Origin of the sequence: Dolichospermum sp. FACHB-1091 (genome assembly GCF_014697585.1) — a bacterium.
In the GTDB taxonomy this organism is placed as follows: domain Bacteria; phylum Cyanobacteriota; class Cyanobacteriia; order Cyanobacteriales; family Nostocaceae; genus Dolichospermum.
Genome location: NZ_JACJSB010000035.1, coordinates 12,686 through 39,054, shown reverse-complemented (window position 1 = coordinate 39,054; position 26,369 = coordinate 12,686). Strand labels below are relative to the sequence as shown.

Genomic DNA, 26,369 nt, shown 5'->3' with positions numbered 1-26,369 from the left:
CCTTATACTCCTAAACCTCGCACCTCTCGCTATGGTGCTGATAAATCCCCAGAAATTAGATTAAATAGAGAAGACAAGCCTTATACTCCTAAACCTCGCACCTCTGGCTATGGTTCTGAGCAGTCTTCAGAAATCACATTAGCTGAAGGTAAACCCTTCAATGCTAGATACCGTCCCTCTTACCCATCTTCTCAGCCGTCTTCAGAAATTACACCCACGGAAGAAAGTGATCTCATTTACGGTCGTCACCCAGTTTTAACTGCTTTGGAAAATGAACGTAGTATTAACAAGCTGTGGATTACTACCCGCCTCCGTTATGATCCCAGATTTCATCATTTGATTTTGCAAGCTAAGGATAATGGCGCAGTTATTGATGAAGTTGAACCCATGCGGTTAGACCAAATTACTGGTCGGGCTAATCACCAAGGAATAGCCGCTCAAATTTCTCCTTATTCCTATACTGAATTAGAGGATCTGATTACTAAGGCTAAATCTATTACTGATCCTGTAATTGTTGTTGCCGATGGTATTACTGATCCCCACAACTTAGGGGCAATTATTCGCACAGCAGAAGCTATTGGCGCTCATGGTTTGGTGATTCCCCAAAGAAGAGCGGCAGGAATTACTTCAACGGTGGTGAAAGTGGCAGCGGGAGCATTAGAAACCTTTCCTGTAGCTAGAGTTGTTAATCTCGGTCGGGCTTTAGAACAGTTAAAAGAAGAAGGTTTTTGGATTTACGGCACTGCTGTTACAGGTAGCGAACCATTGCAAAGCGTTAAATTTAGTGGTCCGGTGGTTTTAGTTGTGGGTGGTGAGGGTGAAGGTCTGGGAATGTTAACACAACGTTCTTGTGATGTTTTGGTATCTATTCCCTTACAGGGTAAGACTCCTAGCCTCAATGCTTCCGTGGCAACTGGTATGGCACTTTACGAAATTTATCGTCAAAAATCGCAAAATACGCTGTACTTTGATAAACTACAAACAATTGCTTTGACAAAAGAATAATCAAAGGGTTTGTAGTTAAACCAGTCGGGGTAAAATTGGACAAAGCTGATTTAGTGGACAAATATCCACGAAATCAGCAACTATAAAGAAATGTAAAAGATAATAAATTTAACCTATTCTCACACACTCAGTCACACCTTTATCATTCAGCGGAAACCATGAAAACAATTTGGAGTAACCTTCAAGAAGGGTTGATTAATACATTAAATGTCCTGGGACTTGCTTGGTGGGTGAAAATTATCACACAAAATCCCAAATGTACATACTACTTCGGTCCATTTTTCAGTTCTGTGGAAGCAAATAAAGCCAGTCTTGGCTATATAGAAGACCTGGAAATTGAAGGGGCGCAGGGAATTATAGTCAATGTAGAACGCTGTAAACCTAGTGTGTTGACAATTGCTGAAGATTTGGGGGAATGGATTGACCGTAAAGTAAAGCCTGTCTTTAGCGGTCAATTATAGTCTAACAAGCAATTGGGCTGTCACAGTTCCCGGGCTAATCCTGGGAACGAACTGCGTCTAATCCGGACTTTAATTCTAACCCATATTCCGCACTTCATAATGTATTATGAGCCTTTTCAAGAATTATGCTTAATAATGGTTAAATGATTAAGTATTAAAACTGAAAATTTTTGATAACATAAGTATTGTTAAAAACAATATAAAATAAAATTAAGGAAATATTCGTATATTACAACCCATGTTCCGCAGATACTAAGGCAAATTTAGGAATTAAAAATTTAGAGAAAGTGAAGCCTGAAAAGATTGCCTAACAAAGATTTAGGAATTGAGAAGTGATAAGTATAACTTTTCACTTCTCATAAGACTACTCCTTACACTTATGGTAATTAGAACAGATAATCAATAAGTGCAACCTCTAGCTAAAGATGCAGATTTGTTGACAATGGCAATAAAGTTGGTATAAAGTATTACCAATTCATCAAATATGATTATTTACCCCCCAATATTTCTTCAACTTCTGTTAACTTCACAGGTCCAGAAAAATTCTCACTGGTAATAATAAAAGAAGGTGTTCCCCCCAGTCCTAATTTTTGTGCTAATAATAGGTCATTTTGGATAGGTTTAATGGCTAATTTGCGGTCACTAGCAAATTTTGTGAGATTTAATTTTAGCTTTTTAGCTGTATCTAAATATAAAGTCTCACCCAATTGTTTTTGATTTGTAAACAAGGCATCATGATATTCCCAGAACTTACCTTGTTGAAATGCTGCCCAAGCTGCTGTAGCTGCTGGTAATGCTTGTTCATGAATTTGATAAAGGGGAAAATGTTTATAAACTAATGTGAATTTATTAGGATATTTTGCTAATAAATCTTTTAGCTTTTTATGTGCTTCTGCACAATAAGGACATTCAAAATCAGAGAATTCTATCAATACAGTTTTTGATTGAGTCGCACCAATTGTAGGAGAATCACCAATTGTAGTTTTGGGATTTGTTTGCAAATTATTGATAAATTCTTGTCGTGATTGTTGTAGTTTCTGTTGTTGCTGCTGCTGATATGCTTCCACAGATTCAATAATTATTTCTGGGTTTTTGCGAATAATTTCTAGAACTTGTTGTTCAAGTTGGGGATCTATTTTAGTATCAGCTTGAACGGGGAGTGACCAGCTTAAAATTAGGCAGATAAAGCTGAAAATTACTAAATTTCGGAAATTAGTAAAAATTTTGAACATTTGTCAATATTATAGAATTAGCAATGTAATTTTATCAACTAACGGAGAAAACGGCAATTATCCCAATTTTAGGGAATTATGCCTTTTATGAAAATTTATATTTAAAACATATTTTAAAATTAAAACTGGGGTGAATACAAAAATAAATCATGAACAGTAGAATTTTGGCCGTATCTGTATTTTTATTTACGGCCAGCCTAGTCAGTACAGTTGAAGCTGCAAATTATGAAGATATAAGACAGTTATTAGCAAGTAAAGAATGTCCAAGATGTCTTCTCACCAATGCTGGTTTAGTCATGGCTGACTTAGCCGGAGCAAATTTAAGCGGTGCTAATCTTGCTGGTGCGAATCTGAGTCGTGCTAACTTGACTGGTGCGGATTTACGAGGGGCAAATTTAAGCGGAGCAAATTTATTTGGTGTGAATTTAAGCGAAGCTAAACTCAGTGGTGCAAACTTAACTGGTGCTGATTTAAGAAACACCTTGTTAATGAATGCTGAGTTGAAAGGTGCTAATATAACAGGGACAAACTTTCAAGGTGCGGTAGGGATACCTTCGCAAATTGCAAAAGCAGAAGATTTTTACGCCTGGGGTTTAGCAGATGCAGAAAAAGGTAATCTTAAATCAGCTATTGATTATTTTAGCCAAGCGATCGCTCTCAAACCAGATTATGCTGGAGCATATTTAGCCCGTGGTGTCGCTAGTTATCAAGGTTTAGACAGAAAAAGGGCTTTAGAAGATGCCCAAAAAGCAGCAGAATTATTTGCAGAAGTCAAAAATACTGAAGGACTGAAAACAGCGCAAGCTTTCATTATAGAATTAAAAACGCCCTACACAGAAAAAGTCAATGTGGGTAAACCCAGCTTTATGGATTTTGTGGGGAGTTTAGGTTCAGTCTTATTACAGTTTCTACCCTTCTAATCTAAAATTCATTCAATCATCATTTTCTATCTGCGTTCATCTGCGTTCATCTGCGGTTAATTACCCTAGAAATCTGATTAAATTTAGTAGGATACTCACAACTAAACAATAATCCTAAACAAGGAAAAAAATAGATGCCAGACAATTTTAAGAGTAAAGCTATCACACAGGGGGTACAGCGATCGCCAAATCGAGCCATGTTGAGGGCTGTTGGTTTTCAAGACGGAGATTTTGACAAAGCCATTGTCGGTATTGCCAATGGATACAGTACCATTACCCCTTGTAACATGGGGATTAACCAACTGGCACAAAGGGCAGAAACCGCTGTAAAAAATGCCGGAGCAATGCCGCAAATTTTCGGTACAATTACTATTAGTGATGGTATTTCCATGGGAACAGAAGGGATGAAATACTCCCTAGTATCACGGGAAGTTATCGCTGACTCCATTGAAACAGCCTGTACAGGGCAAAGTATGGATGGTGTATTGGCCATTGGTGGTTGTGATAAAAATATGCCAGGGGCAATGTTAGCCATGGCCAGAATGAATATTCCTGCCATCTTTGTTTACGGTGGCACAATCAAACCCGGACATTATGACGGTAAAGACTTAACTGTTGTTAGTTCCTTTGAAGCCGTTGGACAGTACAGTGCGGGAAAAATTGACGAAAATGAACTGTTAGCTGTTGAACGTAGTGCCTGTCCCGGTGCAGGGTCTTGTGGAGGAATGTTTACAGCCAATACCATGTCTTCAGCATTTGAAGCAATGGGCATGAGTTTACCCTATTCCTCTACCATGGCCGCAGAAGACCCAGAAAAAGCCGACAGTACGGAAAAATCGGCCATTGTCCTGGTTGAAGCCATTCGCAAACAAATATTACCTCGGACAATCATCACCCGTAAATCTATTGAAAATGCCATTTCTGTCATTATGGCGGTAGGTGGTTCTACTAATGCAGTTTTACATTTTCTGGCCATTGCCCGCGCTGCTGGTGTAGAACTAACAATAGACGACTTTGAAACCATTCGCGGCCGTGTTCCCGTTTTGTGTGATTTAAAACCTAGCGGTAGATATGTAGCTACAGATTTACACAAAGCCGGCGGTATTCCCCAAGTCATGAAAATGCTATTGGCACATGACTTACTCCATGGTGACTGTATGACGATTTCCGGGCAAACAGTGGCCGAAGTTTTAGCGGATATCCCCGCAGAACCACGGACAGACCAAGATGTAATTCGTCCCTGGAATAATCCCATGTATGCTCAAGGACACTTAGCTATCCTCAAGGGAAATTTGGCTACGGAAGGAGCAGTAGCAAAAATTACTGGAGTTAAAAAGCCTGTCATTACCGGACCAGCAAGAGTATTTGAGTCAGAAGAGTCCTGTTTAGATGCGATTTTAGCAGGGAAAATCAAAGCAGGGGATGTGATTATTATCCGTTACGAAGGACCAAAGGGCGGACCTGGTATGAGAGAAATGCTGGCCCCTACCTCTGCTATTATTGGTGCCGGTTTAGGAGACTCTGTAGGATTAATTACCGACGGGCGTTTTTCTGGTGGTACTTACGGTATGGTGGTCGGTCATGTTGCCCCAGAAGCGGCTGTAGGTGGTAATATAGCCTTAGTGGCAGAAGGTGATAGCATTACTATTGATGCTCATGCCCGGTTGTTACAACTTAATGTATCAGATCAAGAATTAGCTACTCGTCGTGCAAATTGGCAACCACTTCCACCCCGATATACTAAAGGGGTATTAGGAAAATATGCCAAACTGGTATCTTCTAGTAGTGTGGGCGCTGTGACAGATTTGAATTTATTTACTAATTAGTAAGAACTGATTATATCACATCCCGGATTTATTGAATAAGTCCGGGATTTGTATTTTGTATTAGGATATTTTATATTTTTTATCTTGATTTGAGGACTAAGGTTTTGATAGGAATAAAAAACATCAATATACATGATTTATCTATTTGGGTGGAACAAGCAAAAACCCAAGCAGCACAAGGAAAAGTTATTGAACGCATTCCCCAATTAGCTATGGCTAATCCTGACTGGTTTGCTGTTAATATAATTTGTAAATCAGATGAAAATTACAGTTTAGGAAATACAGATTGTATATTTCCATTTATGAGTGCAATTAAACCGTTTTCTCTACTCTATTTATTGGAAAAATTCACTACAAAACGGATTTTACAATGGGTTGGTATTCAACCCTCGACTGCACCTTTCAATTCTTTAGCGGAATTAATAGCAGATAATGGACATCCTCGTAATTCAATGATCAATAGTGGTGCTATTACTCTCGCTGATAAGTTTCCAGGAAAAGATAGCCATGAATCTACACAATTGTTTTGTACATGGTTAAATAAGTTAGCAGGTACTAATCTATATATAGATTTATATGTTCTTACTTCAGTTCGTGCTAATCGTTCTCCTATAAATATAGATATTACTAATTGTCTCTATGAAGCTGGAAATGTCAATAATATTAAATTTGCTCTTGAAGTTTATGAACAAATATGCTGTATATCTGGAACAGTACAAGATTTAGCGAAACTGGGAAAAATACTAGCCTGTGAAAGCGGTTTGATCAATAATCAAAATCGTCAAATTGTGAATGCAGTCATGTTAACTTGTGGTTTATATGAAGCTTCCGCAGAATATAGTATCAAAATTGGTTTACCCATGAAATCAGGTATTAGTGGTGGACTTGTAACTATAGTACCAAATCAGGGAGCAATAGCCAGCTACAGTCCTGCTTTAGATCATGCTGGTAATTCTGTAGCTGGTTTAGCACTAATGGAAATTTTATCTCAAAATTTACAATTGAGTATTTTTTATTAATTACTCTTTAAGTTGAGATTTGATATTTCCCATTGTTTGAGGAACTGAATCTGTATCTACTTGCTTTGGATTTGATTCTAGTGATTCTTTTACCTCTGACTGTTGTTCTGTTTTTGGTGCTGGTGTTTCTGTAACGTCAGCAGGTTTAACTTCGGGAATTGATTGTTGTTCTGTTTTTGGTGCTGGTGTTTCTGTAACGTCAGCAGGTTTGACTTCGGGAATTGATTGTTGTTCTGTTTTTGGTGCTGGTGTTTCTGTAACGTCAGCAGGTTTGACTTCGGGAATTGATTGTTGTTCTGTTTTTGGTGCTGGTGTTTCTGTAACGTCAGCAGGTTTAACTTCGGGAATTGATTGTTGTTCTGTTTTTGGTGCTGGTGTTTCTGTAGAACTAGGTTGAGTAACTGGAGTTTTAACTGTATAATTCTGGTCTACAATGCCACGGACTTCATCTGCTGTCAATTCTCCTCTAACAATTTTTGAAAGAGTATCTTGACCATTGGGTTGATAGTTAATTAATCTGACAGTGGTGTTAAAGGCATTTTTTACAGGTTGTCCTTGATTATCGAGAAATTCTAGTTTTACCCAATTTTTGCCAGGTTTAAAGCCTTTAAGATAAATTGGTTGCCAACGATCAAGAATAAAACTTTCACCGTTAACTGTGCTACGAATACGCCAGTTGCTCATCATATCATCAGGATTAGTTTCCGCGACACTGTGCAACGGTGCATTAGTTAAGTAGAAATCCAACATAATTGGTTCTGCACCATAATTACCATTAGGACGGCTGTAGGTAAGTAAAGGTAATTTAGCATCAGGATTATTTTCCTCAGTTCTCGTCAAAATATGAAATGTGGTTTGAGCATACGCACCTTCATTTTTAAAACTTTCATGCCACGGACGAGAAGCAAAAACGCGGAGAGTATGAGTACCTGGAGATAAATTTGGTAATACTACCGATTGATTTAAGTCGTAAACGGCTATATAAGGTTCGTTATCTAAAATTAGGTGCAAATGGGGTCCAAGTTGCCATTGAGGGTCTTTAAATATTGGTAAGTCCTTAACCTGCAAACGCACGTTAACGGTATTTTCCTGAAGAACTTCATCTATTTGGGGACTGAGAATACTAACTTGGGGTTGATAACCTTCTAGACTAGGACGCAATGCTTGAATAACATCTGGTGGTGCAGTTTCCGAAAACGTCCCCGAAATTTCTGAAGCTGGTGGTGCTTTAACTTGGGGCTGAATAGATGGTTCTTTGCTGCTTGCTGCTTCAGCGCAACTGCTTAAACTCACAACTAGAACTAACGCGACAACCCATTTAATAATTGGGAGTCTCTTTGACAAAAGTTGCTGAAAAGATTTTCTCCACCCAGTGTTCATGTTTTGATCCTGTAATAGTTTTTAACAATTAACGCAATCATTGTGACGCAAATTATGACTCATGGACTATGGAATAAAAACATAAATCTATGGCCGGAGTTATAAATTTACTGACTTTTTTCTGATTACAATGGCAAATAAGTAATTTTTTTGACTGAATTTCCGGACAAGAATTTGCTTTTAGACTGCCAAATTTGTTCAAAAGTCCTTGAATAGCAAGGTTTTAAGCTGCTTTAAGTATAAATCATAATTTTTACAAATCGTTGTTATTTGTAAATTAAATGAAGAATCTATTGACATTTGGACAATATATGAATTTGTAAAGTAGATGAGACCATAAATTTGGCTATTTTTAATTATTGTTAACAGGTGTATAACAATGTGCAAGTTCAGACTCTATAATTCAACAGAAACAACTTTTCTTTTCCACACGACAACCGCATCGCCAGACCAGAGCAATCTGAAAACAGCGACTGTGTTATTCTAGGTGGTATTCATGATTCCCCATTCCTTATAGAGAGGAGGTCGAATGACGATTAGTCCTCCGGAGCGAGAGGAAAAAAAGGCAAGAGTGATCGTTGACAATGACCCGGTTCCTACCTCATTTGAAAAATGGGCAAAGCCAGGGCATTTTGACAGATCCTTAAGCAGAGGACCAAAAACCACAACCTGGATTTGGGACCTCCACGCCCTCGCCCATGATTTTGATACACATACAAGCGATTTAGAAGACATCTCCCGCAAGATATTCGCCGCTCACTTCGGCCATTTGGCTGTAGTAGCAATCTGGTTGAGCGGAATGTTATTCCATGGCGCTAAGTTCTCTAACTACGAAGCTTGGCTGGCTGATCCATTAGGAGTCAAGCCCAGCGCTCAGACAGTTTGGTCTATTGTTGGACAAGACATTTTAAACGGTGATATGGGCGGCGGTTTCCGCGGCATTCAAACCACCTCCGGCTTGTTCCAAGTATGGCGTGGCTGGGGTATCACTAGCTCCTACCAGCTATATGTAACTGCAATTGGCGGCTTGGTATTAGCAGGCTTGTTCTTATTTGCTGGCTGGTTTCATTACCACAAACGCGCTCCTAAACTGGAATGGTTCCAGAATGTGGAGTCAATGCTGAACCATCACTTATCAGTGTTGCTAGGCTGCGGTTCTTTGGGATGGGCTGGTCACTTAATCCATGTATCTGCACCAATCAACAAACTGTTAGATGCAGGTGTAGCAGCTAAGGACATCCCTCTGCCTCATGAGTTGCTGTTTGATACAGCAAAAATGGCAGAACTTTACCCTGGTTTCGCTAGTGGTTTAACACCTTTCTTCACCTTAAATTGGGGAGCTTATGCTGATATCCTCACATTTAAGGGTGGTTTAAACCCAGTTACAGGCGGCTTGTGGATGACTGATATTTCTCATCACCACCTAGCGATCGCTGTACTGTTCATCGTTGCTGGTCATATGTACCGTACCAACTGGGGTATCGGTCATAGCATCAAAGATATTCTAGAAGCTCATAAAGGTCCTTTCACTGGCGAAGGTCACAAAGGTCTTTACGAAAACCTCACCACCTCTTGGCACGCTCAATTGGCTACTAACCTAGCTTTCTTGGGTTCATTGACAATCATCATCGCCCATCATATGTACGCGATGCCTCCCTATCCTTACTTGGCGACGGACTACGCAACACAATTGTGTATCTTCACTCACCATATTTGGATCGGTGGTTTCTTGATTGTTGGTGGTGCGGCTCACGCAGCCATCTTCATGGTGCGGGATTACGATCCTGTTGTTAACCAAAACAACGTATTAGATCGCGTGATTCGTCACCGTGACGCTATCATTTCTCACCTTAACTGGGTTTGTATTTTCTTAGGCTTCCACAGCTTTGGTTTGTACATTCACAATGACACCATGCGTGCTTTGGGTCGTCCCCAAGATATGTTCTCCGACAGCGCAATTCAATTACAGCCAGTATTTGCTCAGTGGGTGCAAAACCTGCACACATTAGCTCCTGGTAACACAGCACCTAACGCTCTCCAAGTAGTTAGTCATGCTTTTGGTGGTGGAATTGTAGCTATCGGCGATAAGATCGCTATGATGCCCATTACATTGGGTACAGCGGACTTCATGGTTCACCACATCCACGCATTCACCATTCACGTTACTGTTCTCATCTTGCTTAAAGGTGTATTGTACGCCCGCAGTTCTCGTCTGATTCCAGACAAGGCTAATTTAGGCTTCCGATTCCCTTGCGATGGTCCAGGTCGTGGCGGTACTTGCCAAGTTTCCGGTTGGGATCATATCTTCCTGGGACTGTTCTGGATGTATAACTCCCTATCAATTGTAATTTTCCACTTTAGCTGGAAGATGCAATCTGATGTCTGGGGAACAGTAGACCCAGATGGCACAGTAAACCACATTACTGGTGGCAACTTTGCAGAAAGCGCTATCACCATCAATGGTTGGTTACGTGACTTCCTGTGGGCGCAAGCTACACAAGTAATTAACTCCTACGGAACAGAATTGTCCGCTTACGGGCTAATGTTCTTAGGCGCTCACTTTGTTTGGGCGTTCAGCTTAATGTTCTTGTTCAGCGGTCGTGGCTACTGGCAAGAATTAATTGAGTCCATCGTTTGGGCGCACAATAAACTGAAAGTAGCCCCAACAATTCAGCCTCGCGCACTGAGCATCACTCAAGGTCGGGCTGTAGGTGTGGCTCACTACCTATTAGGAGGAATCGCCACCACTTGGGCATTCTTCCACGCACACATCCTTTCAGTAGGATAAAAATCAGTAGAATTTTGGGTTTTGGATTCTAAGATTTTAGATTCAATCCAAAATCCAAAATCTAGAATCTAAAATTTTGCTGACACTTGATGGCTAAAGGTCAGAGGACAGATCACACCTATGGCAACAAAATTTCCAAAATTTAGCCAGGATCTCGCACAGGACCCGACTACGCGTCGGATTTGGTATGCGATCGCTACAGGCAACGACTTTGAAAGCCACGATGGCATGACGGAAGAGAATCTTTACCAAAAGATTTTCGCTACGCACTTCGGTCACTTGGCAATCATCTTCCTGTGGGCATCGAGCCTCCTGTTCCACGTGGCCTGGCAAGGTAACTTTGAACAGTGGATTAAAGATCCCCTGCACGTCCGTCCCATTGCCCATGCAATTTGGGATCCTCACTTCGGTGAAGCAGCAATTGAAGCTTTCACCCAAGCGGGTGCAAGCAACCCCGTAAACATCGCTTACTCCGGTGTTTACCACTGGTGGTACACCATCGGGATGCGGACAAACACAGAACTATACACTGGTTCCGTTGGTTTGCTCCTGTTGGCAGCATTGTTCCTATTTGCTGGTTGGTTACATTTACAACCCAAGTTCCGTCCTAGCCTCTCTTGGTTCAAGAGCGCTGAACCCCGTCTGAACCACCACCTCGCTGGTTTGTTCGGTGTTAGCTCCTTAGCTTGGACTGGTCACTTGGTTCACGTTGCTATTCCTGAATCCCGTGGTATTCACGTGGGTTGGGATAACTTCCTGAATGTAGCTCCCCATCCAGCAGGTTTAACTCCTTTCTTCACAGGTAACTGGGGCGTTTACGCTCAAAACCCTGACACCGCTGGCCATTTATTTGGTACTTCCACCGGTGCTGGGACTGCGATTCTCACCTTCTTGGGCGGTTTCCACCCCCAAACAGAATCCTTGTGGTTGACTGACATGGCTCACCACCACTTGGCGATCGCAGTTTTGTTCATCATTGCTGGTCATATGTACCGGACTAACTTCGGAATTGGTCACAGCATCAAAGAAATGCTGAACTCCAAATCTGGTTTAGTTCCCGGTAGCAAGAGCGAAGGTCAGTTCAACCTGCCCCACCAAGGTCTTTACGACACCATCAACAATTCCCTGCACTTCCAGTTGTCATTAGCTTTGGCATCTTTGGGAACTATTTGTTCCTTGGTAGCGCAGCATATGTACGCTCTGCCTCCTTATGCCTTCATCGCTAAGGACTACACAACACAAGCAGCGCTGTACACCCACCACCAGTACATCGCTGGTTTCTTGATGGTTGGTGCTTTTGCTCACGCAGCAATCTTCTGGGTTCGTGACTACGACCCCGAACAAAACAAAGGTAACGTTCTTGACCGGATGTTACAGCACAAAGAAGCGATCATCTCCCACCTTAGCTGGGTATCTCTCTTCTTAGGCTTCCACACCTTGGGCTTATACGTTCACAACGACGTAGTTGTGGCCTTCGGTACTCCTGAAAAACAAATCTTGATTGAGCCAGTATTTGCTCAATTCATCCAAGCTGCCCAAGGTAAAGCTTTGTATGGCTTGAATGTACTGTTGTCTAACCCCGACAGTATTGCTTACACCGCTTACCCCAATGCTGGTAACGTTTGGTTGTCTGGCTGGTTAGATGCCATCAACTCAGGCACAAATTCCTTGTTCCTGACCATTGGCCCTGGCGACTTCTTGGTTCACCACGCTTTCGCTTTGGCTATCCACACCACCACCTTGGTACTCGTTAAGGGTGCTTTGGATGCCCGTGGTTCTAAACTGATGCCCGATAAAAAGGACTTCGGTTATGCGTTCCCCTGCGACGGTCCAGGCCGTGGCGGTACTTGCGATATCTCCGCATGGGACTCTTTCTACCTGTCTATGTTCTGGATGTTGAACACCATTGGTTGGGTAACTTTCTACTGGCACTGGAAACATCTAGGGATTTGGCAAGGTAACGTTGCTCAGTTCAACGAAAACTCTACCTACCTCATGGGCTGGTTCCGTGATTACCTCTGGGCTAACTCTGCTCAGTTGATTAACGGTTACAACCCTTACGGCATGAATAACTTGTCTGTTTGGGCTTGGATGTTCCTTTTTGGACACCTCATCTGGGCTACTGGTTTCATGTTCCTCATCTCTTGGAGAGGTTACTGGCAAGAGTTAATTGAAACTTTGGTTTGGGCGCACGAACGTACTCCTTTAGCTAACTTGGTTCGCTGGAAGGACAAGCCCGTTGCTCTCTCCATTGTTCAAGCTCGTGTGGTTGGTTTAGCTCACTTCACTGTTGGCTACATCGTTACCTATGCAGCGTTCCTCATTGCTTCTACTGCTGGTAAGTTCGGTTGATCTTAACTACTGGTTGTAGGTAATTAAAAATCCCCTGCCTCAAGGTGGGGGATTTTTTTTAATGGGCGGGCAAGATGCCCACCCCACAAGAGGATTTTTTTAATGGGCGGGCAGGATGCCCACCCCACAAGAGGTGTAAACTATAAGAACTCCACAAGAGGTGTAAACTATAAGAACTCCACAAGAGGTATAAACTATAAGAACTCCACAAGAGGTATAAACTATAAGAACCCCACAAGAGGTGTAAACTATAAGAGATGTATATAAACTACAAAAAATAAAAAGAATGTAATTTTCTGTTTAGAGGATGGGAAATATAAAGATAGGGCAGGCAAGATGCCTATCCTACAATAAACCTAGAAAATATTTTTCTGTTATGGAAGAAGCAAGGTTAAAAATTTACCATAGGATGTTACCTCATTGGGAGTTAGATGGGGCAAGTTATTTTATTACTTTTAATACTTGGGAAAAGTTAGAACTTAACCCAGAAGCTAGGGAAATAGTTTTGAATAGTTGTTTATTTTTTAATAATCAAAGATATAAGATATTTGTCTTTGTGGTGATGATAGATCATGTACATTTACTGATGCAGCCTTTACTTAAATCAGAAAATGAGTATTGGTCTCTTAGTAGCATTATGAGTAGTATCAAAGGTTATAGTGCTAAACAGATGGCCAAGGTGATGAAACATATAGGCACTGTGTGGCAAGATGAGCGATATGACAGAATTGTTAGAAATGAGCAGGATTTTCAAGCATATTGGCAATATATCCCACATTCCGCACCCCCCAGTGTCACAATCGGTAATTATGGCTAACGCCACGCTCCGCTATCGGATTTCTGAAGACCTTTGAGGATAATTTTAATACAAAATGGTCTAAAGTTTAGGTAGCGATAGCGAAGCGCTGCTGCAAGCAGTTCGCCAATCTCAAATCCCCAAATGACCATTTTTCGTTGTGTGACAGTTTAGGGTGCGGAAGGTGGGATATATCAGACAAAATCCTGTAGAAGCAGGACTATCATCAACACCAGATATGTTTGTTTTGATGCTCTCTTTAATTTTTCTCTACGTAATTTACCTCTTTGACAGTTTGGGGTGCGGAATGTGGGTTTAATGATGAAACTAAAAAGGGAAAATTAAGTTAAAATTTATGTTTAAATAATGATAAAAGTTGCAATTAAGCACAATTTAAGTTACTCTAATAACTAGAGTTTAAGTTAATAGTATGAATCACATAACATCAAAAAAAGTGGTAAGAAGAGGAAGAATTTTTCCTGAATTAACTATATCACCAGAAGAATTAGCTAGACGAGAAGCGGAAGATGAAATATTTTATCAACGTTGTCGAGCAATTTTTGAGCGTGTCCGTCCTGAATATATTGAAAGTAACTATGGTTGGTATATTGCTATAGAACCAGATAGTGGAGAATATTTAATTGATCAGGATAGGATGCAATCTCATAAAAGAATGTTGGAAAAATATCCTCAAGCTAGACATTTCGTTTTTGGTTTGAATGAAACGGGGACAACTGGCACAATATGATAGATGGTTATTTTGGAGATAATGGGCAATTATTTTTTGAGATTGAATTAGTTACTAATGATGGCTTAAATCTTCCTATAGATGCCCTATTTGATACGGGCTTTGCAGGTTTCATGGCTATTAATACACAAGATTTAGATGGATTAGAATGGGTGTATAGTGGTGAGGAAATGTTACGGACTGCTAAAGGTGAATCAAAATTTCAGATTTATTTAGGTCAAGTGATATTAGACGGAAAGCAGTATCAAATTCCTGTGAATGTGGGTAAAGGAATTAATGAAGTTTTATTGGGTTCTGAGTGGTTGAAATTTTTGCGTTTGGTGGTGGATTTTCCAGAGGATATTTTAACTTTGGGTTGAAGAGTTTTATCTCACGCAAAGACGCAAAGGAAGAATACAAAAAATTTAACCCTCTGCAAAACCAGTAAACTATAAAGTTATGAAGCTATTTGATAAATTACAGGTTTATATCTTGCTTCGGGAATGGGTTTACCTGCTATTTCCGACATAAATAACAGCTAAATGGAAAATCAACATGAAAAAAATTTTCAACTTGACATAAAAGTAAGTTTGCAACAAAGAAACAATAAAGGATCATCAGTAATTAACCAACCATATTTTTCTAAAGCTAACCTAACTGCATTGTGAAAAAAATCTTTCGCGGACATATAAAATTAAAGTGATGATGTTTAATTATGTTACTTCCCAGTCTTGTAATTGTATAAGTAAATCATGAGAATGCTTCTCTTTCAGGTTGTTCTAATTGTGGATGTCTAATAAATGTTTCATCTTGGATACAACCATAAAAATCACTCACTTTCATGGTTTGTTCTGTTGCTGTTTCTTCTTTTGGTACAGCTATTTCATAAATAACAATAATATCAAATTCAGTTCCTTCTTTAGCCTGTGGTAAATGAATTTTTAATAGTCCATCTTTACCAATGCGCGATCGCAGTCTTAAACTTTCCATTTTTAATTTTACTTTCTCTAGTAATTTGCGATTTTTCGACATTACTTTATTTTATCATTTTTTTACCTTAAATTCTATCCTACTTTCATTATTCTTTATCTAGTGATAATTCTTAGGTTGGGTTAAGCTGCAACGAAAAACCAAAGGCTTCAACTAAAGTTTTAAACTAACTAATTGCAAATTCTGTATATTGTCTGATATCGGCTGGTTGGAAGGCTAAAACTATTTGATTTTTAGGAATACCAGCGTTAACAAGTTCGTTGGCTATACCGTATTCTGTTCCGTCTCTTTGAATCCAGATTTTATCGTTGATTATGTCAATATGAACTAAGCAACCATGCACTCGTTGATTATTTTCCCAGCCTAATGTTAGTAGTAGGTAATGATTGGCGGTTTGGTCTATGATTAGTTGTCTTTCTAGTTCACCGTAAGCGTAGGGAAGTTGAGAATATTCGGTTAAGATTTTTTGAATGATTTGGCGATAATTATTTAAGGTATCCATTGCAGTATAATCTCTTGTTTGGAGTCGAAGACAAGTAAACAAAGGCGTTGATTTTCTAATAATATTTTACCAACTGGTTCTTGAAATAGTTCTGAGTAGGTTTCTTGACGAATAGCGAGATATAAGCGGCGTTCAGGTTCTAAGCGTGTGAGAATGTCGTAATATAAGATATATTGCCCTAAAGCGTTTTCTAGGTCGGTAACTGGAGAAGCACCTATAAAGCTTTTAATTTCGACTGCTATTTTCTGTCCAGTTTTTTCGGCTGCTATGAGTTTTTCTGCACCTAAGTCTATATATAAATCTCTTATACCCCATTTGAGAACAAATGGATCTTTGGTGATTTGCCAATTATCTTTTTCTAGGGCATTTCTAACGGTATTATGGTAAATGTCTTTGGCTGGCATAGGGATAAATTTATACTGCAATATATCGTATATTAATTTGGGTATTTACAATAAAATATTAATTGTAGTTCTGTTACTTTGGTTAAATAATTTTCTGTGTGTTTTGTTAATACTGTTTTCACTAATTCAGGATAATTCATTGTTTCTATAAAATAATCTCCTGTTTGATGGGTGGAAATACTAGCAATTTTAATTGATGTAAGGTATAATAGTTTCAATCTTTTATTTTCGTAGGTTGGGTTAAGCGAAGCACAACGCACTTAAATTATAAAGATGTTGGGTTTTGTTTCTCAACCCAACCTACATAACTATCATTATTTTTTTGCAATCTTACGAACTAAAACAAATTAATACCTACTGAGAGATTATGCTTACCTTATTTAATGAACCAAATTCCACTTCGTTACTAAGTTTTATAACACAAAAAGTTAAATCACTTAACACGCAAGATAATAATAGTTGGATATTCTATGCTATTACTTGCTACTTCAATCCCAAAACATTTAAAAATTTAATAGCTGAACTCAAAAAAATACTAGGTAATAAAGGTAATAAATTATCAGGAGTGCATATATTAATTGATAGTAAAGAATGGGTCAAAAAAGTTCAGAATAAGGATGATTATATCAAAGAAATTAGTGCAAATACACAAATACCTTCCAGCCAAATTACATTGACACCTATTGATTATCAAAATAAACTTTTTCATGCTAAAGGATACGCAATGATTAGTTCTTTAGATACCAATGTTGAAAATCAACCTGAAGGTTTTGCTATTATCACTTCTGGAAATTTAACTGAATCAGGTTTGAATTCAAATATTGAACTTGGAAAAATTGTTTATGATAGTAATTCGCTTGAAGAGTTCATGAACATTTTTGTTCAGTTGCAAAATAATTATTCATTATCACCACAAAAAGAAGCTGAACTAAGAAAATATCAGATTATTGCAAAAGGCACTTTTTATCATCAATGGCATCCTACAATTAATTTAAAAATTAGACTTGAATTGTCTTCGGAAGAGAAGAAAAGATTATACGAACTGACCAATAACGAAGAAACTAGGAAGAAGTTAGAAATATTTAAACTAAAAAAACAGGAATCAATAACTGATGAACCAATAAATATACACTCAGTTTTTAAAATTTGTCCAAAGCCTATTCCTCGTGATATCTGGGCGCAATACAGTATTGATACTTTGTTAGGTCAATGGCTACCGTCTGAGATTAGTAAACTAATTGAGGAAGAAGTAGAAGAAAGTAAAAAAATTTTGAAACCACTTTTACAGGAAATTGGTGATTCCGAAAAAATAGCTCAATATACTAGAGAATTTAACGAATACGTAGACCGTAAAATGAGAGAAAATTTTATTGAGTTTAGTACAGATAATTTATTCGCTACTAAAAAATGGCAAGAAAGAGTAACAGCTTTCTTTGCAGATGATAATTTATTAAACGTTTTTATCTGTGACTATGAAAAAATTAATGTATCAGTCAATAAAATTAAATTCGATTTAATTAAGGAAATTCATAACCGCATTCAAGATTTTTATTACTCTCCTAATAGACATATAGGTTTAGGAAGAACTTTTGCCAACTTGAAAAATGAAAGTAAGCAAATAGAATTTGATAAAGAAATATCTGAAGTCAAAGAAAAATTAAAAGGAAATAGGCTAGGAGAATTATATGATGAATTACAACAAAATAATCAAACTCCCACTCCAAAAAATACAGGAAATAACCATCTTCAACCAGGTGATATTTTTATTGCTTTTGAAATAATCAATAATAACGAAGAAATTAAATACGAAAGGTTAGATGGTGTTTTTATACGTCTTGATAAATCTCATGAAGACGGCACAGTAGACACTCTAATTTACAAAACCTCTGAAAGTAGTAAAGAAAAGAGTATAGCAATAAATAAATTGAGAACTTTCAAAAAACAATAGCTCTCCTAGAATTTGTTGTTTCAATAACAATATCTCTGAACGTTCTATCACTATAACGAAGTAAATAACCTGTTTTCATTCCCAAAATATTTTCTAGTTTAACTCGGTCAAGGTTTGATATATCTGCGATTTTACCAATAGTTCTTGTAGAAATTTACTGTGCATTATGATTACACCATGATATACAAATTAGGGATAAGCAAAAAGCCTATCCCCAAAAAATCAAGTTATTAAAATTGAATAAAAAATCTAAACTGATGCAAAACCTGTAAATTGTCTCACATAAGGTGATCTAAAACCTAAAACAATATCTGTTTTTGGTACACCTAACTCTACCAACTCATTAGCTACTCCTTCCTCTGTAAAATCACACTGTATCCAGATTTTTCCATCCTTAATATCAACATGAATAACCGAACCATAAGTCCGTTTTTCACCTTCCCAACCTAGATGAATTACTAAATAGTGATTTTTTTGATCATCAAATATTAATTGTATTTCCGTTCCCTTAGCTAAATGACTTTCTGTATGTCTTGCTAATACTGTTTGTACTAATTCAGGGTAATTTATTCCTTCCATAAAACAATCTCCTCCTTCCTAGTTTCAAATATCAATAATTTTAATTTATATTCAGCAATTATTTCTTGAATCACAGGTATCAGAAAAAAAGCTGTATAGATTTCATAACTAATTGCTAAATATAAAATACGATCAGGTGCTTCTCTTCCTAAAATATAACGGTAATTAAGTGTTTGTCCTAAAGCTGTATGAAATTCACTAATCGCTGATTTTTCCAAAAAAGATTTTATTTCAACTGCTATTTTTTCTCCTTCTTTTTCTGCTGCTATAAGTCTTTCCGCTCCTAAATCAAGACGAAATTCTATAGTATCTACTATAAATCTTAACGGATCATCAGTAATTAACCAACCATCTTTTTCTAAAGCTAACCTAACTGCATTGTGAAAAAAATCTTTCGCGGACATATAAAATTAAAGTGATGATGTTTAATTATGTTACTTCCCAGTCTTGTAATTGTAATTGAGGAATGCGGGAAAACTCCCTAGTATTGTGTGTAACTAATATCAAATTATTAGCTAAAGCAATAGCAGCAATTTGTAAATCATAACCACCAATGGGTGTTCCTTTGCTAGTAAGTTCAGCACGAATATTACCGAAAATTATAGCTGCTTCATCATTAAAGGGTAAAGAGACGAATTTATCAAGAAATCCTTGTTGTAATTTTAAATTACTCTCCGGTTTAGCACTCCGCATAGCACCATAGAATAATTCACTTTTGACAATGGAACAAACTGCAATTTCTGAAATTGAGATACTATCTAATTTCTCTTTTAGATGAATATTTTTACCTTTAAGATAAATAATACAGGTATTGGTATCTAATAAGTAAATCATCAGAATGCTTCTCTTTCAGGTTGTTCTAATTGTGGATGTCTAATAAATGTTTCATCTTGGATACAACCATAAAAATCACTCACTTTCATGGTTTGTTCTGTTGCTGTTTCTTCTTTTGGTACAGCTATTTCATAAATAACAATAATATCAAATTCAGTTCCTTCTTTAGCCTGTGGTAAATGAATTTTTAATAGTCCATCTTTACCAATGCGCGATCGCAGTCTTAAACTTTCCATTTTTAATTTTCCTTTCTCCAGTAATTTACGCTTTTTTGACATTACTTTATTTTATCATTTTATCATTGTTTTACATTAATTTATATCCTACTCTCATTATTCTTTACCTAGTAATAATTCGTAGGTTGGGTTAAGCGAAGCGCAACCCAACGCAATTAAATTATAATGTTGTTGGGTTTCGTTCCTCAACCCAACCTACATAAATAACTATGAAGCTATCTGATAAATTACAGGTTTATATCTTGCTTGGTGGAATGGGTTTACCTTCTATTTCCGCAGCTTCTAACCAAGCAGTTTTAGCTTTGAGAACTTCTTGTAGTGCTTCTTCTTCAGTTAAACCAAATCCTGAACAATATTTTAAATCAGGAATATCAGCAATATAACCTTCATCTTCTTGACTGTAGAAAATATTAATGTGATAGTGTTTCATTATTCATTCTCCATAGTTAAGGAATATTTTTCAATTAATATTAAAAATTGCCGAATTTGATAAGGAATAGCTTTACCATTGCGATTTTGTCAGTTAATAAGTTCAGGGATAGTTGGATGTGTAAAAATGTGATGACTACCGTTGATAGGTGATAGGGAAAAACCAAAGGCTTCAACTAAAGTCACTAAATCATCAAATTGAAGATTTTTAGAGCCAGAAAGGACTTTCTCTAGTAACTTACGCTTTTTTGACATCACTCTATTTTATCATTGTTTCACATCAAATTTTATCCTACTCTCATTATTCTTTACTTAGACTAAACTCCTGTCCAAAAGTAGATGGAACAAGATAAAATAGAGTGTTAGCAACAGCATAACGATAACGGAAAAATGAAACCCGAAACAAAAACCTTTGTTTCGGTATTGACAAATAATAAGGATTACGTATAATAGTACGTAATATCATATATTAAGTCAGCGTTTCTGGAAAACGCAGGTATCATGTCAATGGCAATTTTTAGCAATGCTTACTCAGATGAGTTAGTGACAGCTACTGAGTTGAATCGTCAACCTGGAAAGGTTTTAGACAAAGCTTATGAACACCCAATTACAATTACTAGAAATGACCAATCTTTTGCGCTGTTGCGTCGTGAGGATGTAGCTTATTTAGTGAAGGGGGTAACACAAAGTAAGGCTGTTTTTGAGGTGTTATCGGTAGCGTTTCGGTTATTATTAGGACAAAAAATAGGTTATGAGCATCCTTATGGATGGTTGAGCGTATTTGATGCTGATGAATTGCAAGATTTTATCAAAGAAGTGAGTGAGGCTTTTCGCTTAACTGATACTTCTAATGAGGCTTGGGATTTGATTGATGCTACTATTCATGAATGGCATGAAAGTGCGATCGCAATCACCAGTCCTGATCTAGCAGCAGCTTTTAATGATGAAACTAAAAAGGGAAAATTAAGTTAAAATTTATGTTTAAATAATGATAAGATTTGCAATTAAGCACAATTTAAGTTAAAATAATAATTAGAGTTCAAGTTAATAGTATGAATCACATAACATCAAAAAAAGTGGTAAGAAGAGGAAGAATTTTTCCTGAATTAACTATACCACCAGAAGAATTAGCTAGACGAGAAGCGGAAGATGAAATATTTTATCAACGTTGTCGAGCAATTTTTGAGCGTGTCCGTCCTGAATATATTGAAAGTAACTATGGTTGGTATATTGCTATAGAACCAGATAGTGGTGAATACTTTCTTGATCAAGATAATATTCAAGCTCATAAAAAAGTCCTTGAGAAATACCCAAAGGCTAAGAATTATGTGTTTTGCTTAAATGAAACAGGAACGACTGGGAGAATATGATTCAGGGAAATTTTGGTAGTGAGGGGCAGCTATTTTTCGAGCTTGATTTGATTACTGCTGATGGGTTAAATCTACCTGTGGATGCGATGTTAGATACAGGATTTACCAAGTTTATGGCAATTAATACTCAAGATTTGGATGGACTGGATTGGGTTTTTCTTGGTAATGAACCTATGCAAACAGCACAAGGTGAATCAAGGTTTAATATCTATTTAGGTAAGGTAATATTGGATGGTAAGGAATATGAAATTCCTGTTCATGTGGGGGATAATATTACAGAAGTTTTATTAGGTTCTGAATGGTTGAAATTTTTGCGTTTGGTGGTGGATTTTCCAGAGGATATTTTAACTTTGGGTTGAAGAGTTTTTTCTCATGCAAAGACGCAAAGGAAGAATACAAAAAATTTAACCCTCTGCAAAACCAGTAAACTATAAAGTTATGAAGCTATCTGATAAATTACAGGTTTATATCTTGCTTCGGGAATCGGTTTACCTTGTATTTCCGCAGCCTCTAACCAAGCAGTTTTAGCTTTGAGAACTTCTTGCAGTGCTTCTTCTTCAGTTAAACCAAATCCTGAACAATATTTTAAATCAGGAATATCAGCAATATAACCTTCATCTTCTTGACTGTAGAAAATATTGATGTGATAGTGTTTCATTATTCATTCTCCATAGTTAAGGAATATTTTTCAATCAAAATCAAAAATTGACGAACCTGATAAGGAATAGCTTTACCATTGCGATTTTGTAAGTTAATAAGTTCAGGGATAGTTGGATGTGTAAAAATGTGATGACTACCGTTGATACGTGATAGGGAAAACCCAAAGGATTCAATTAATGTCACTAAATCATCAAATTGAAGATTTTTAGATCCTGAAAGAACTTTCTCCAGTAATTTACGCTTTTTTGACATCACTTCATTTTATCATTGTTTTACATTAAATTCTATCCTACTATCATTATTCTTTACCTAGTAATAATTCGTAGGTTGGGTTAAGCAAAGCGCAACCCAACGCAATAAAATTATAAAGATGTTGGGTTTTCTCAACCCAACCTACATAACTAGAAAACAACATTAGGATTAAAGTCCTCATCAAATTCTTCATCAAGTTCTCCAATTAGTGTTTCTCGAATTTCCGTAAAATCCTGAACTAAGGTAAAAAGTTCTTCGGTTTTTTGAAGCATTGGAGAATTAGTTTCTTTATCAATATCTCTCAGCTTTTTAATATTATCAAACAAAGTTTGATCAGAATACCATGCCATTCCAAATTGCAGTTCCTTAATTTTGATTTTATTCTTATCTTCAATTAGCTCCTGGAGGTTTTTCAGTGTACTTTCAGCTATTGTGAGAGATTGGTTATGTTCTATTACTACCGGACGTTTTCTAGCTTTACGATTACGAATACGTTTTTGTTTGCCTTGAATCTGCTCTTTTAATGCTTGAATTATTTGTTCAGCTTCCTCTTTCTTTTGTTCATTAATTTTATTTAATCTCTCCTGTCTTTTTTCACTAGGACTTTTTTCTTTAGGATATTTATCTAGATAAGCTGCTACAGCTTGTTCTTGATATTCCTTGATGTTATTGTCAATTTTAAAAGTATTTGCAAATAATTCGACTAACAGTTGAATAGTTTCTTTATTTTGACCAGCCCATATATAAAGTGGCGTGGTTTGTGAATACTTACTCCTAAGTTCTGAAATATTTTCTTGGCGACTTTTAATATATGCTTTGTGATGTGTCATTTCTTGCTGAGAGTATTTACTTGCTTTTTTTATGTATTTTGCTGCTAGTTCATCAGACTGAAGATACAGTTTGTCTATCTTTTCTTGAGCATAATTTCCTAAATTACCTGTTTCTAAAGCTTTTTCTATTCCGATAAAACTACTTTTAACTTGTATAGGAAAATAACAATCATTCCATTTAATAATTACATCCCATCGCAAACCAACATCAGCGACACTATCAGATGGAGTTTGAGCCGCAGTAATTCCAGGAAGTGCATTCAAGGCACAACAAATAACATCAACAGTTTTTTGTCCATGTTCATGATTACTGCTTGTTTCCAAATAGCCTCCAAGAAATTCGTTACACATACTCCCAACAAATTCGGGAGATTGAGAATAGCATTTACCCCGGACACCATACAAATTTCGATCAATTCTACCGGAAAGTACAAAACGATTTTTGGCATCTTGAGATAATTCTAGACATCCAGCACTTTTTGAAAGTTCTATAAGACTGGGAACAAGTGATTTACTGTCTACTTTAGATTCTTTAATTTTTTGCTGCTGCAAGAAAACCAAACATTTTTCTAGTAGCAATTTTTGCTGATCTTTTGTAAGTGATTGCCACCATTTATTAGTGGCAATTCCATCATTTATACCGTTTTGCCACTCTAAAAGTACATCAGTGGGAATAGAAATTGGTAAGTTTAAATTAAAATTTATTATCATAGGATAATTCTCCAGTGTTAGATAAGTGATTAAATTATTTCAAATCTTGATAAATTAATCATATTAAGAAAGTTTCTTAATACAAGTTAATACACCAGATTAGCAATAAATACATTACCGACAAATATAGATTAATTAACTAAACATCTGCAAAAAAGCCTTCAAATCATTTAATATAGGATGTTCAAAATCCCATATTTTTGATTTATCGGACATTGCATATTTAAAACTACATTTTTCCTTTGCTTGATTTCTTTCTCTTTTGGAACAAGTATCAAATCTTAAATATATAGAAACCCAAAACTTATTAAAATCCTTAATCTTGATTTTTTTTCCATGACTTTCTAAACAATCTTTCCAACTTTCTAAGCAGTCAGCATAAATCGAATTTTCTTTCTTAATCATTTTTAAAACTGTTTCTAACTCTCCTTCTCCATTAACATTCGTAAAGTAACAAGCTAGTTGAAAATTAAAACTATCAAAATTTATATCCACAAAATTATTAATTTCTGTCAATAATTGTGTTCCTGGAAAAACCGATTGAATGCAATCATTAACAAAATTAATTCTCTCAATTTCTTGTTTATCATCAATATCAATAACAATACCTATTCGTTCAACTTTACCTTTTTGTATATCCGCTTTTAAATCATCGAGAGCTTTTTTGAGTTCTTTAGGACTTAACCCTTCCATGGATTTATAATCGTCCTCCGAAATCATAATTGCAGGAGCAACTTCTATATTAAAATTAAGGTAACGAATAATTGCCTGTAAAAAATATTGATCATTTGGACTTTCTACAATCAAAATATTGCTACTCACCTCTGACCTCCTTATTGTGACTTATACCATACTCTAAAGTATCTAAATCTCTCTTAATAGCAACTATTTTACCAGTTTTCAAATTTCTAGTTAACTCAAAATGAGCAGCCATATTTTCATACTTAGTACCAGCTTCAATAAAAGATTTAATCATTTCTAAACTGTGAGTTGTAGCAAATATTTGTACATCTAACTCCTTAGCTAATCTGTACAAAATACTCCAAAAAGCAACTTGATTTGAGTGATGAATACCATTTTCTATCTCATCAATTAATATAATACTATTCTCATTATTCACAATCCTTAAAATAATATCCGCGATACGATTTATGGCATCACCAAACAAAGCTAAAGGCAACCTTTTTTTTCCTTCTTTCCTCACCCAAATATTTCCTTCACCAATAGTCATTGTCTCTATACTAATAATAGCAGGATCAATAACTTGAAAGGTTCTGAGAAGTTCTTGATCTTTATCTTTTAAACGAGATTTATCAAATTCCTCTGCCAGTTCCCTGCTACCAACTCTTAAGAAGGAGGGGATAAAAAAAGCATCTTTAATATCAGGAACTTTAATATCTCTGGCTATAATACCCTTAACACTAGACATGATTAATGTTTCAAATGCTTCTCCATTATTAATTGTTGTTTTTAGGTGCATTACAGATTTTACAGACTCACTTCTTGAAAAAAGACTGATAAGTTTTTCGTTATCATCATTATTATCCTGTTGATATGTATCTTCTAAATTTTGCACAGATTCATCTACAAATACTTCAATTTTTTTGGATGAATCATTTTCTAGGATAGCTTCAATCTCTATTGGATTATTTTTATTTTCTTCAAAAAAGAAGTAATTCCAAGTATTTTCTGGTAAAGATTGTCTAAACTTTGATGATTCTCTTCTTATTTGTCTTAGTAAAAAAATAGTATCTGGTCTTGGTTTACTATTAAGAAATAATGCTTCTAATAATGCAGTTTTACCAATATTATTTTTTCCACTAATTAAATTAATTTTGTCGAAACCAGATATTTTTAATTCCTCAAAATATCTAAAATTTTGAATCCTAATATTTTTAATCACTGTAACCTCCATGCTACGTTATCATTCCCAGTTGGGTTATCGGTTTGACGTTAAGTTGACACCAATTGCTAAACCCCTACATTTTATAGACTAAAGTCACTCAATCATCGAATTGAATATTTCTAGAGCCAGAAAGGACTTTCTCCAGTAATTTACGCTTTTTTGACATCACTTCATTTTATCATTGTTTTACATTAAATTCTATCCTAATTTCA

General features: G+C 36.5%; 30 protein-coding genes and 1 pseudogene. 14 read left to right on the top strand and 17 right to left on the bottom strand.

Annotation, left to right across the window (positions count from 1 at the left end; genetic code table 11):
• The first annotated feature begins 132 nt into the window (after nucleotides 1-132).
• Nucleotides 133-1,005, top strand: a complete 873-nt coding sequence (rlmB, locus tag H6G25_RS21375) for a 23S rRNA (guanosine(2251)-2'-O)-methyltransferase RlmB (protein WP_190393753.1) — start codon at nucleotides 133-135, stop codon at nucleotides 1,003-1,005.
• Nucleotides 1,006-1,163: 158 nt separating this feature from the next.
• Nucleotides 1,164-1,466 (top strand): DUF1816 domain-containing protein, encoded by a 303-nt coding sequence (locus H6G25_RS18415; protein WP_190393746.1) that lies wholly within the window; start codon nucleotides 1,164-1,166, stop codon nucleotides 1,464-1,466.
• Nucleotides 1,467-1,954: 488 nt separating this feature from the next.
• Here the strand turns inward: H6G25_RS18415 and H6G25_RS18410 are convergent, their stop codons facing one another.
• Nucleotides 1,955-2,698 carry a DsbA family protein gene (locus H6G25_RS18410; RefSeq protein WP_190393745.1) on the bottom strand — a complete coding sequence of 248 codons (744 nt, stop codon included), beginning with the start codon at nucleotides 2,696-2,698 and terminating at the stop codon, nucleotides 1,955-1,957.
• A 149-nt stretch (nucleotides 2,699-2,847) separates the two neighbouring features.
• Between H6G25_RS18410 and H6G25_RS18405 the strand changes: the two genes are divergently transcribed.
• The 3 genes from H6G25_RS18405 (at nucleotide 2,848) to H6G25_RS18395 (ending at nucleotide 6,463) form a co-directional block, all read left to right on the top strand.
• Nucleotides 2,848-3,618 (top strand): pentapeptide repeat-containing protein, encoded by a 771-nt coding sequence (locus H6G25_RS18405; RefSeq protein ID WP_190393744.1) that lies wholly within the window; start codon nucleotides 2,848-2,850, stop codon nucleotides 3,616-3,618.
• A 134-nt stretch (nucleotides 3,619-3,752) separates the two neighbouring features.
• On the top strand, nucleotides 3,753-5,444 hold the full coding sequence (ilvD, locus tag H6G25_RS18400) for a dihydroxy-acid dehydratase (protein ID WP_190393743.1): 1,692 nt from the start codon (nucleotides 3,753-3,755) through the stop codon (nucleotides 5,442-5,444).
• Nucleotides 5,445-5,548: 104 nt separating this feature from the next.
• Nucleotides 5,549-6,463: a glutaminase gene (locus tag H6G25_RS18395; RefSeq protein ID WP_190393742.1), complete on the top strand. Its 915-nt coding sequence runs from the start codon at nucleotides 5,549-5,551 to the stop codon at nucleotides 6,461-6,463.
• Here H6G25_RS18395 and H6G25_RS18390 read toward each other — a convergent pair whose 3' ends face one another.
• Nucleotides 6,464-7,843 carry a hypothetical protein gene (locus tag H6G25_RS18390; RefSeq protein WP_190393741.1) on the bottom strand — a complete coding sequence of 460 codons (1,380 nt, stop codon included), beginning with the start codon at nucleotides 7,841-7,843 and terminating at the stop codon, nucleotides 6,464-6,466. It abuts the gene before it with no gap.
• A gap of 529 nt (nucleotides 7,844-8,372) precedes the next feature.
• On the opposite strand from H6G25_RS18390, the gene psaA reads away from it, so the two are divergent.
• The 5 genes from psaA to H6G25_RS18365 all read left to right on the top strand — a co-directional run bounded on the left by psaA (nucleotide 8,373) and on the right by H6G25_RS18365 (nucleotide 14,886).
• Nucleotides 8,373-10,631 carry a photosystem I core protein PsaA gene (gene psaA / locus H6G25_RS18385; RefSeq protein ID WP_190393740.1) on the top strand — a complete coding sequence of 753 codons (2,259 nt, stop codon included), beginning with the start codon at nucleotides 8,373-8,375 and terminating at the stop codon, nucleotides 10,629-10,631.
• Nucleotides 10,632-10,751: 120 nt separating this feature from the next.
• Entirely contained in the window at nucleotides 10,752-12,983 is a 2,232-nt protein-coding gene (gene psaB / locus H6G25_RS18380; protein ID WP_190393739.1) for a photosystem I core protein PsaB, read from the top strand.
• Nucleotides 12,984-13,359: 376 nt separating this feature from the next.
• Complete coding sequence (locus tag H6G25_RS18375) at nucleotides 13,360-13,800, top strand: transposase (RefSeq protein WP_190393738.1); 441 nt, start codon at nucleotides 13,360-13,362, stop codon at nucleotides 13,798-13,800.
• Nucleotides 13,801-14,209: 409 nt separating this feature from the next.
• Nucleotides 14,210-14,527, top strand: coding sequence for a hypothetical protein (locus H6G25_RS18370; RefSeq protein ID WP_190393737.1), 318 nt, complete (start codon nucleotides 14,210-14,212; stop codon nucleotides 14,525-14,527).
• Nucleotides 14,524-14,886 carry an aspartyl protease gene (locus tag H6G25_RS18365; protein WP_190393736.1) on the top strand — a complete coding sequence of 121 codons (363 nt, stop codon included), beginning with the start codon at nucleotides 14,524-14,526 and terminating at the stop codon, nucleotides 14,884-14,886. The genes H6G25_RS18370 and H6G25_RS18365 overlap by 4 nt, the downstream gene beginning before the upstream one ends.
• Nucleotides 14,887-15,113: 227 nt before the next feature.
• Here H6G25_RS18365 and H6G25_RS18360 read toward each other — a convergent pair.
• The 4 genes and pseudogenes from H6G25_RS18360 to H6G25_RS18345 form a co-directional block, all read right to left on the bottom strand.
• Nucleotides 15,114-15,194, bottom strand: a pseudogene (locus tag H6G25_RS18360) (element excision factor XisH family protein); the annotation flags it as partial.
• 62 nt (nucleotides 15,195-15,256) lie between these two features.
• The gene (locus H6G25_RS18355) at nucleotides 15,257-15,538 is read right to left on the bottom strand and encodes a hypothetical protein (RefSeq protein ID WP_242035020.1); all 282 of its coding nucleotides are present in this window, start codon (nucleotides 15,536-15,538) and stop codon (nucleotides 15,257-15,259) included.
• Between the two features lie 124 nt (nucleotides 15,539-15,662).
• Nucleotides 15,663-15,998 (bottom strand): XisI protein, encoded by a 336-nt coding sequence (locus tag H6G25_RS18350; RefSeq protein WP_190393735.1) that lies wholly within the window; start codon nucleotides 15,996-15,998, stop codon nucleotides 15,663-15,665.
• Entirely contained in the window at nucleotides 15,986-16,402 is a 417-nt protein-coding gene (locus H6G25_RS18345) for an element excision factor XisH family protein (protein WP_168539227.1), read from the bottom strand. Before H6G25_RS18345 ends, H6G25_RS18350 begins: the two co-directional genes overlap by 13 nt.
• Nucleotides 16,403-16,769: 367 nt before the next feature.
• On the opposite strand from H6G25_RS18345, the gene H6G25_RS18340 reads away from it, so the two are divergent.
• Nucleotides 16,770-18,350 carry a phospholipase D-like domain-containing protein gene (locus H6G25_RS18340; protein ID WP_190393734.1) on the top strand — a complete coding sequence of 527 codons (1,581 nt, stop codon included), beginning with the start codon at nucleotides 16,770-16,772 and terminating at the stop codon, nucleotides 18,348-18,350.
• A gap of 249 nt (nucleotides 18,351-18,599) precedes the next feature.
• Here H6G25_RS18340 and H6G25_RS18335 read toward each other — a convergent pair whose 3' ends face one another.
• From H6G25_RS18335 to H6G25_RS21370, 6 genes are all read right to left on the bottom strand, one after another.
• Nucleotides 18,600-18,929, bottom strand: coding sequence for a XisI protein (locus H6G25_RS18335; protein WP_190393733.1), 330 nt, complete (start codon nucleotides 18,927-18,929; stop codon nucleotides 18,600-18,602).
• Nucleotides 18,917-19,333, bottom strand: coding sequence for a XisH family protein (locus H6G25_RS18330; RefSeq protein ID WP_190393732.1), 417 nt, complete (start codon nucleotides 19,331-19,333; stop codon nucleotides 18,917-18,919). The genes H6G25_RS18335 and H6G25_RS18330 overlap by 13 nt, the downstream gene beginning before the upstream one ends.
• 25 nt (nucleotides 19,334-19,358) lie before the next feature.
• A complete protein-coding gene (locus tag H6G25_RS18325) occupies nucleotides 19,359-19,763 on the bottom strand; it encodes a type II toxin-antitoxin system VapC family toxin (RefSeq protein WP_028082540.1) in 405 nt (134 codons plus the stop codon).
• Nucleotides 19,763-19,999 (bottom strand): hypothetical protein, encoded by a 237-nt coding sequence (locus H6G25_RS18320; RefSeq protein ID WP_190393731.1) that lies wholly within the window; start codon nucleotides 19,997-19,999, stop codon nucleotides 19,763-19,765. The genes H6G25_RS18325 and H6G25_RS18320 overlap by 1 nt, the downstream gene beginning before the upstream one ends.
• A 235-nt stretch (nucleotides 20,000-20,234) precedes the next feature.
• Nucleotides 20,235-20,429 (bottom strand): type II toxin-antitoxin system HicB family antitoxin, encoded by a 195-nt coding sequence (locus H6G25_RS18315; RefSeq protein ID WP_236097086.1) that lies wholly within the window; start codon nucleotides 20,427-20,429, stop codon nucleotides 20,235-20,237.
• Nucleotides 20,430-20,518: 89 nt separating this feature from the next.
• Entirely contained in the window at nucleotides 20,519-20,683 is a 165-nt protein-coding gene (locus H6G25_RS21370) for a type II toxin-antitoxin system HicA family toxin (protein WP_242035019.1), read from the bottom strand.
• Nucleotides 20,684-20,935: 252 nt separating this feature from the next.
• Here H6G25_RS21370 and H6G25_RS18305 point away from each other — a divergent pair, with 252 nt between their 5' ends.
• The 3 genes from H6G25_RS18305 to H6G25_RS18295 all read left to right on the top strand — a co-directional run bounded on the left by H6G25_RS18305 (nucleotide 20,936) and on the right by H6G25_RS18295 (nucleotide 22,157).
• Complete coding sequence (locus tag H6G25_RS18305) at nucleotides 20,936-21,400, top strand: hypothetical protein (RefSeq protein WP_199319807.1); 465 nt, start codon at nucleotides 20,936-20,938, stop codon at nucleotides 21,398-21,400.
• Nucleotides 21,401-21,480: 80 nt separating this feature from the next.
• Nucleotides 21,481-21,798: a hypothetical protein gene (locus tag H6G25_RS18300; protein ID WP_190393729.1), complete on the top strand. Its 318-nt coding sequence runs from the start codon at nucleotides 21,481-21,483 to the stop codon at nucleotides 21,796-21,798.
• Nucleotides 21,795-22,157 (top strand): aspartyl protease, encoded by a 363-nt coding sequence (locus tag H6G25_RS18295; protein WP_190393728.1) that lies wholly within the window; start codon nucleotides 21,795-21,797, stop codon nucleotides 22,155-22,157. Before H6G25_RS18300 ends, H6G25_RS18295 begins: the two co-directional genes overlap by 4 nt.
• Nucleotides 22,158-22,234: 77 nt before the next feature.
• On the opposite strand, the gene H6G25_RS18290 is transcribed toward H6G25_RS18295, so the two are convergent.
• The 5 genes from H6G25_RS18290 to H6G25_RS18270 all read right to left on the bottom strand — a co-directional run bounded on the left by H6G25_RS18290 (nucleotide 22,235) and on the right by H6G25_RS18270 (nucleotide 26,166).
• The gene (locus H6G25_RS18290) at nucleotides 22,235-22,456 is read right to left on the bottom strand and encodes a type II toxin-antitoxin system HicB family antitoxin (RefSeq protein ID WP_190393727.1); all 222 of its coding nucleotides are present in this window, start codon (nucleotides 22,454-22,456) and stop codon (nucleotides 22,235-22,237) included.
• Nucleotides 22,456-22,710 carry a type II toxin-antitoxin system HicA family toxin gene (locus H6G25_RS18285; protein ID WP_190393726.1) on the bottom strand — a complete coding sequence of 85 codons (255 nt, stop codon included), beginning with the start codon at nucleotides 22,708-22,710 and terminating at the stop codon, nucleotides 22,456-22,458. The genes H6G25_RS18290 and H6G25_RS18285 overlap by 1 nt, the downstream gene beginning before the upstream one ends.
• A 149-nt stretch (nucleotides 22,711-22,859) precedes the next feature.
• On the bottom strand, nucleotides 22,860-24,251 hold the full coding sequence (locus tag H6G25_RS18280) for a hypothetical protein (protein ID WP_190393725.1): 1,392 nt from the start codon (nucleotides 24,249-24,251) through the stop codon (nucleotides 22,860-22,862).
• Between the two features lie 135 nt (nucleotides 24,252-24,386).
• Nucleotides 24,387-25,073 (bottom strand): DUF3226 domain-containing protein, encoded by a 687-nt coding sequence (locus H6G25_RS18275; RefSeq protein ID WP_190393724.1) that lies wholly within the window; start codon nucleotides 25,071-25,073, stop codon nucleotides 24,387-24,389.
• A complete protein-coding gene (locus H6G25_RS18270; protein ID WP_199319805.1) occupies nucleotides 25,066-26,166 on the bottom strand; it encodes an AAA family ATPase in 1,101 nt (366 codons plus the stop codon). The genes H6G25_RS18275 and H6G25_RS18270 overlap by 8 nt, the downstream gene beginning before the upstream one ends.
• Between the last annotated feature and the right edge of the window lie 203 nt (nucleotides 26,167-26,369).